The organism is Ornithinibacillus jepli, from assembly GCF_047228935.1.
Taxonomy (GTDB): domain Bacteria; phylum Bacillota; class Bacilli; order Bacillales; family Amphibacillaceae; genus Ornithinibacillus.
Genome location: NZ_JBFEGG010000002.1, coordinates 736,230 through 742,672, shown reverse-complemented (window position 1 = coordinate 742,672; position 6,443 = coordinate 736,230). Strand labels below are relative to the sequence as shown.

At 38.7% G+C, this 6,443-nt stretch carries 7 protein-coding genes and 1 rRNA gene; all 8 read right to left on the bottom strand.

Annotated features, from left to right (window positions below; genetic code table 11):
- Positions 1 to 276, bottom strand: a 16S ribosomal RNA gene (locus AB1K81_RS11830); the annotation flags it as partial.
- A 530-nt stretch (positions 277 to 806) separates the two neighbouring features.
- The gene (lysS, locus tag AB1K81_RS11825) at positions 807 to 2,288 is read right to left on the bottom strand and encodes a lysine--tRNA ligase (RefSeq protein ID WP_412976838.1); all 1,482 of its coding nucleotides are present in this window, start codon (positions 2,286 to 2,288) and stop codon (positions 807 to 809) included.
- Between the two features lie 189 nt (positions 2,289 to 2,477).
- Positions 2,478 to 3,467 (bottom strand): tRNA dihydrouridine synthase DusB, encoded by a 990-nt coding sequence (gene dusB, locus AB1K81_RS11820; protein ID WP_412976837.1) that lies wholly within the window; start codon positions 3,465 to 3,467, stop codon positions 2,478 to 2,480.
- A 2-nt stretch (positions 3,468 to 3,469) separates the two neighbouring features.
- A complete protein-coding gene (locus AB1K81_RS11815) occupies positions 3,470 to 3,682 on the bottom strand; it encodes a helix-turn-helix domain-containing protein (protein WP_412976836.1) in 213 nt (70 codons plus the stop codon).
- A complete protein-coding gene (gene folK, locus AB1K81_RS11810; protein WP_412976835.1) occupies positions 3,664 to 4,164 on the bottom strand; it encodes a 2-amino-4-hydroxy-6-hydroxymethyldihydropteridine diphosphokinase in 501 nt (166 codons plus the stop codon). The genes AB1K81_RS11815 and folK overlap by 19 nt, the downstream gene beginning before the upstream one ends.
- A gap of 2 nt (positions 4,165 to 4,166) precedes the next feature.
- A complete protein-coding gene (gene folB, locus AB1K81_RS11805) occupies positions 4,167 to 4,526 on the bottom strand; it encodes a dihydroneopterin aldolase (RefSeq protein WP_412976834.1) in 360 nt (119 codons plus the stop codon).
- Positions 4,526 to 5,347: a dihydropteroate synthase gene (gene folP, locus AB1K81_RS11800; protein WP_412976833.1), complete on the bottom strand. Its 822-nt coding sequence runs from the start codon at positions 5,345 to 5,347 to the stop codon at positions 4,526 to 4,528. Before folP ends, folB begins: the two co-directional genes overlap by 1 nt.
- Before the next feature lie 139 nt (positions 5,348 to 5,486).
- Complete coding sequence (gene cysK / locus AB1K81_RS11795) at positions 5,487 to 6,413, bottom strand: cysteine synthase A (RefSeq protein ID WP_412976832.1); 927 nt, start codon at positions 6,411 to 6,413, stop codon at positions 5,487 to 5,489.
- Positions 6,414 to 6,443 lie beyond the last annotated feature (30 nt).

Sequence of the window (6,443 nt, the reverse complement as noted above, 5' to 3'; positions counted from 1 at the left end):
ACCAACTAGCTAATGCGCCGCGGGCCCATCTGTAAGTGACAGCTTGCGCCGCCTTTCAACTTCGAACCATGTGGTTCAAAGTATTATCCGGTATTAGCTCACGTTTCCGCGAGTTATCCCAGTCTTACAGGCAGGTTGCCCACGTGTTACTCACCCGTCCGCCGCTAGATCCACTAACATCACCCCGAAGGGATCAGTTAGTTTCACTCGCTCGACTTGCATGTATTAGGCACGCCGCCAGCGTTCGTCCTGAGCCAAGATCAAACTCTCCAAAAAAGTTTGTCTATGATTGACACCAATCAATCATAGGAAAGTTCTTAGCAAAGAAGCTGCTAGCTTCTGTAATTCTTTAAATTTAAGAAAAAACAGGGTATGTTTCTTCTTGACATACTGGTTGTTTTGTTCAGTTTTCAAGGAGCAAAAAATATTATTTCGCTTTTTGCGTCAACTCTTATATTATACTATTTTAACATTTCCATGTCAATAGTTTTTTATAAAAGTTTTTCGCGATATCTCGTCACCTTGTAAATTAGCGACTTAAATAATATATCACGCTGATGACTTAAAGTCAACAACTTTTTATAAGTATTTTTGTTACTGTTACTTGGCCTCACTCGAACAAGCAACGTTATATAATTTATCATGATTATCTCTCATTATCAAGCATTTATTTCAGGAAATATATGGAATGTAGATATAATGAAACTCGCACCGTTATAATGATCATTTAATAAGAGTTTTCACACTTACCAACATAGAAAAAGACAAGCCCCATTATGAGAGCTTGTCTTCTTCTATATATATGATTATTTATTACGCATTTGCGGGAATAATAGTACGTCGCGAATAGATGGAGAATTAGTTAATAGCATGACTAATCTATCAATACCAATTCCAAGTCCACCAGTTGGAGCCATACCGTATTCAAGTGCTTCTAGGAAGTCCTCATCCATTAAGTGAGCCTCGTCATTACCTTCTGCTCTTTCTTTCACTTGCGCTTCAAAGCGTTCACGTTGATCAATCGGATCGTTTAGCTCACTGAATGCATTCGCATGTTCTCTTGCTACTATAAATAGTTCAAAACGATCTGTGAAACGTTTATCTTCTTCATTCTTCTTAGCGAGTGGTGAAATCTCTACTGGATGTCCATAGATAAATGTTGGCTGAATTAGTTTTTCTTCAACCTTTTGCTCGAAGAATTCATTGACAATATGCCCAAATGTCATATTATCTTTAATTTCTACTCCGTGTTCTTTAGCTAGTTCTCTAGCTTCTTCATCGCTCATCTTCTCCCAGAAGTCTACACCAGTATATTCTTTAACCGCATCTACCATGTGTAGCCTCTTCCACTCGGGTTTTAAATCAATTTCATGTTCACCATACGTCACTGTCGTTGTACCAAGTACTTCTTGAGCAATATGGGCAACCATATTTTCCGTAAGTTCCATGATATCATGATAATCTGCATATGCTTCATATAATTCCATCATCGTAAATTCTGGGTTATGTCTAGTAGATACCCCTTCATTACGGAAAACTCTTCCGATTTCATATACCTTTTCAAGTCCACCAACAATTAACCGCTTCAAGTGAAGCTCAATTGCGATACGCATATATAGCGGAATGTCTAACGCATTATGATGGGTAATGAACGGACGAGCAGATGCACCACCCGGAATACTGTGCATCATTGGTGTTTCTACTTCTAAAAATCCTTGGCTATCTAAATAGTTACGCATTGCACGAATGATTTTACTACGTGTTACAAACGTTTCTCTACTTTCCATATTTGTGATTAAATCTAAATAACGTTGACGGTATCTTTGCTCCACGTCTTTTAATCCGTGATACTTTTCCGGTAGAGGTCTTAGTGATTTAGTAAGTAGCTGGAACTCAGTTACTTTAACGGATAGTTCACCAACATTTGTTTTGAACATAACACCCGTAACCCCAACTATATCTCCTAAGTCAATGGAATTAAACACTTCATAAGCTTCTTCACCAATCGCATCTTTTCGTATATAAAGTTGTATTTGGCCGCTTAAGTCTTGAATGTGAGCAAATCCGGCTTTACCTTTTCCACGCTTCGTCATTACTCGACCAGCAATCGTAACTTGATGTTCTGCTTCTTCTAAATCCTCTTTTGAGAATTGTTCGTATTTTGCGTGTAGCTCTTTTGCTAGATTTGTACGGGCAAATTTACCTCCAAAAGGATCAAGGCCAAGGTCGCGATATGTATCTAGCTTTTCACGCCGTACCCGCATGTGATCGTTTAATTCTTCAGACATAAAATCAACTCCATTAATCAATTTTTAAGATAAAGGTATAATTAGTTCGACCTTATATAGTTATTAAACATTATCTCAACATAACCTTCATTTTACACCTGATAAGGCTTTATCATCAACTTATCATACTATATCTTAGGCTAAAAGAAAAATCTGCTAGTTTAAAATTAGCAGATTTTTTTCTATCTATTAAGAAGCCCTCATTTCCGCTTCTACTTCTCGTACAAATTCAAGCAGTATATTTACTAATTCATCCCGTGTTTCTGCACTATTAATTTGCTTACGTGCTTTGCCATTTCCATTTATACCTTTTAAATACCATGCTGCATGTTTACGCATTTCTAGAATCGCCACTTTTTCACCTTTAATCTTAATTAAACGATCCATATGAAGTAAGCATACATCAATTTTCTCTTGGGGAGTTGGGTCTTTGGTTAAGACACCTGTTTCAAGGTATTTCACGATTTGGTAAATAATCCAAGGGTTACCTAAGGCTGCACGGCCAATCATTACCGCATCTACACCTGTTTCATCAAGGCGTTTCTTCGCCATCTCAGGACTACCAATATCACCATTCCCGATTACCGGAATATTCACCGCAGCTTTTACCTCTTTAATAATATCCCAATTCGCATAACCTTCGTACATTTGCTTTCTAGTACGTCCGTGAAGACCAATAGCACTTCCACCTGCCGATTCGATTGCTTTTGCATTATCAATTGCATAAATATGGTCTTCGTCCCATCCCGTACGCATCTTAACTGTTACTGGCTTGTCCACATTTTCAACAACCGCTTTTACCATTTGATAAATTTTATCCGGATCTAGTAACCAACGTGACCCAGCATCAATTTTCGTTATCTTTGGTGCTGGACATCCCATATTAATATCAATAATCGAAGCGTTCGTATTTTGGTCTACATATTGCGCTGCTTGGACAAGGGTATCTTTATCTCCGCCAAATATTTGTAAACTCATTGGCATCTCCTGCTCATCGATATAGAGCATTTTCATCGTTTGTTTGTTTCGGTTTAGAATGCCTTTATCACTAACCATTTCAGCTGTGATCAATCCGGCACCAAATTCTTTTACCGTTAGTCGAAACGCCCAGTTACTAACTCCAGCCATTGGGGCAAGTGTTACGCGGTTTGGAATCGTGATGTCCCCAATATTCCACATTGCTACTCCTCCTTCAATCCTTTCAATTCTTCCAAATCTATTTTTAACGTTTCCGCTATTTGTTCACATAATTCTTCTGGCACTTCACGAGTACCTCGTTCTATTGACCCCAGTATATTAATGGATACGTCTAATTCTTTTGCGAAATCAATTTGTGTAAATCCTTTTAATTTCCGAAAAGCCTTTATTCTTTTCCCTATTCGGCTTTTTTCCATAAATGAATATCCTTCTTATCTTGTTCTGGAAGGTCATTGACCAACTCGGTAATGGGCTTACCCGTTACCGGAAAGATTAAATTTGGGGCAATCTCTTTTAAAGGTATTAAGACAAATCCTCGTTCTCCCATTCTAGGATGAGGGAGGCTTAAACGCTCCGATGTTCTATTTTCATCATTATAAAGTAAAATGTCAAGGTCAATTGTTCTCGGACCGAATCGAATAGTACGCTCTCTACCTAGTTGAGTTTCAATTGCTTGGCATACATCTAATAACTTTTCTGGATAGAGCGATGTTTCGATTTCTAATACCATATTCAAAAAGTGAGCCTGATCCGTATAGCCAACAGGTGCTGTTTCATAGATAGAAGATAAGCTAATTAGTTCGATGTTTTCTTTTTGTACCAATAGTTTTATAGCCTTTTCTAAATGTTGCTGTCTTGGTTCGATATTCGTTCCTAGTGCGATATATGCTTTATTCATTTTTATTTCTCCCGATAGATTTCTACTGCCACCGATTGATAATGACCTGGTATTGGTGGGTCCGGTTTAACAAGTTTTACTTTACAAGCTTCCAGTAAGGTAAAAGAAGCAAGTAAGGTTGACGCAACTTCCTCTGCGACAGCTTCGATTAAATTTTTGGAACTGCCTTCCACGATTTTTTTCACATGACTGTACGCCTTGCTATAATCAATCGAGTGTTGCATCTCATCCGTTTTACCTGCTTTTTGTGTATCTAAATATAATTCCAAATCCACGAAAAATCGTTGGCCTAACTTTTTTTCCTCTGGTAATAATCCGTGATAGCCGTAAAATTGCATATTCGTTAAGATGATCTTATCCATTATTTATCCTCCGCTCTAAGCATGGCATCCATCATTCTAGCTAGTTCTACGTTTACTTTGACATTGTGGACACGTACCATATGTGCGCCCTTAACTATTCCAAGGCAAGTTGTTGCTCCGGTGCCGTTGTCACGTTCAGCTGGTGGCAAATCTAACACACTTCCAATAAATCGTTTTCGAGAAGTAGCTAATAATAGTGGATACCCCATATTCGTTAACTCTTCCAAGTTGTTCATGACAACGAGATTATCCTGAGCATTTTTGGCAAATCCAATCCCTGGGTCTAATATGATATTCTCCTTTGGAACACCTGCCTTTATTGCAATCTCAATACTTTCTTCTAAATCACGTTTCATATCATCGATAATCGACGTATAGTTTTCGTTAGTGCGATTGTGCATTAAGATAATTGGTACATCATATGTTGCTGCAACGGAAGCAATTTCTGGGTCACGTTTTGCTCCCCAAACATCATTTATAATTTCAGCACCAGCCTCTACTGCTTGACGAGCTGTTTCTGCTTTGTACGTATCAATTGAAATAGGTATATGGATAGACTCCTTTACTGCCTTAATCATCGGTAATACTCGTGCTAGTTCTTCTTCAACAGAGATAGCGTCATGATCTGGACGAGTGGACTCACCACCGATATCGATAATATCTGCACCTAATTGTTCCATATGAACAGCCTGCTGAACCGCTCGCTCTACCGTTGTATAATTCCCTCCGTCCGAAAAGGAGTCAGGTGTTACATTTAGAATTCCCATAATATGTGTTCGTTGAGATAAATCATATATGGTTGACTTTGTTTTTAACTTCATCAGGACATCTTTTCCTTTCAAGCGATATATCTAGTACCATCCTATCACATCTTAGAAGGATGCGCATACGCCTAAAATATGTGGATGTAGGCGAAAAAAAAGACTAGCATCATTTTTGATGCTAGCCTTAAGTCCGTTATTATTCTTCATCAAACTGATAAAGCGGAGTAGATAGATAACGTTCCCCATTGTCAGGGAATACCGCTAGAACTTTTTTACCTTTTCCTAGTTCTTTGGCAACTTTCTTCGCTGCTGCAACCGCAGCTCCGGCAGAGATACCTCCAAGAATTCCGTTCGTTTTTGCAACTTCACGAGATGTTTCAAATGCTTCTTCATTCGCAATTTGAATGACTTCATCATAAACCTGTGTATCTAATACACCCGGAACAAAGCCAGCTCCGATACCTTGGATTTTATGAGGACCCGGGCTTCCGCCTGATAATACTGGAGAGTCAACCGGCTCAACTGCATATATTTTAACACCTTGGAAATGTTCCTTAAGAACTTTACCTGCGCCTGTCACGGTACCACCCGTTCCAACACCAGAAATAAATGCATCTAGTCCGTCTTTCATTTGCTCTACAATCTCTTTACCTGTAGTGCGAGCATGGATTTCTGGGTTTGCTGGATTTTCGAATTGTTGTGGCATGAAATAGCCTTCTTCTTCAACTAATTCTTCTGCTTTTTTAATTGCACCTTTCATACCTTCAGCACCAGGAGTAAGTACTAATTTCGCACCATATGCACGTAATAAATTACGACGCTCTTGGCTCATTGTATCTGGCATAACTAATACCGCTCTGTAACCTTTAGCTGCAGCGACCATTGCTAAACCGATACCCGTGTTACCACTAGTAGGTTCAACAATCGTATCGCCTTCTTTTAGTTTTCCTTCTTTTTCTGCTGCTTCAATCATAGCAAGTGCAATACGGTCTTTAACCGAGCTACCAGGGTTAAAGAACTCTAATTTCACATAAATGTCAGCACTATCTTCGTCTGTAATTCGGTTTAATTTTACAATAGGTGTTTCGCCGATTAATCCAGTAATATTATCTGCAACTCTCATTCTAAAATTACCTCCTCATAATCCCTACTA

What these genes read in the sequence shown, in the direction of transcription:
- lysS (WP_412976838.1), bottom strand. Translation starts at nt 2,288, where the DNA reads ATGTCTGAAGAATTAAACGATCACATGCGGGTACGGCGTGAAAAGCTA.
- dusB (WP_412976837.1), bottom strand. Translation starts at nt 3,467, where the DNA reads ATGTGGAATATTGGGGACATCACGATTCCAAACCGCGTAACACTTGCC.
- AB1K81_RS11815 (WP_412976836.1), bottom strand. Translation starts at nt 3,682, where the DNA reads ATGGAAAAAAGCCGAATAGGGAAAAGAATAAAGGCTTTTCGGAAATTA.
- folK (WP_412976835.1), bottom strand. Translation starts at nt 4,164, where the DNA reads ATGAATAAAGCATATATCGCACTAGGAACGAATATCGAACCAAGACAG.
- folB (WP_412976834.1), bottom strand. Translation starts at nt 4,526, where the DNA reads ATGGATAAGATCATCTTAACGAATATGCAATTTTACGGCTATCACGGA.
- folP (WP_412976833.1), bottom strand. Translation starts at nt 5,347, where the DNA reads ATGAAGTTAAAAACAAAGTCAACCATATATGATTTATCTCAACGAACA.
- cysK (WP_412976832.1), bottom strand. Translation starts at nt 6,413, where the DNA reads ATGAGAGTTGCAGATAATATTACTGGATTAATCGGCGAAACACCTATT.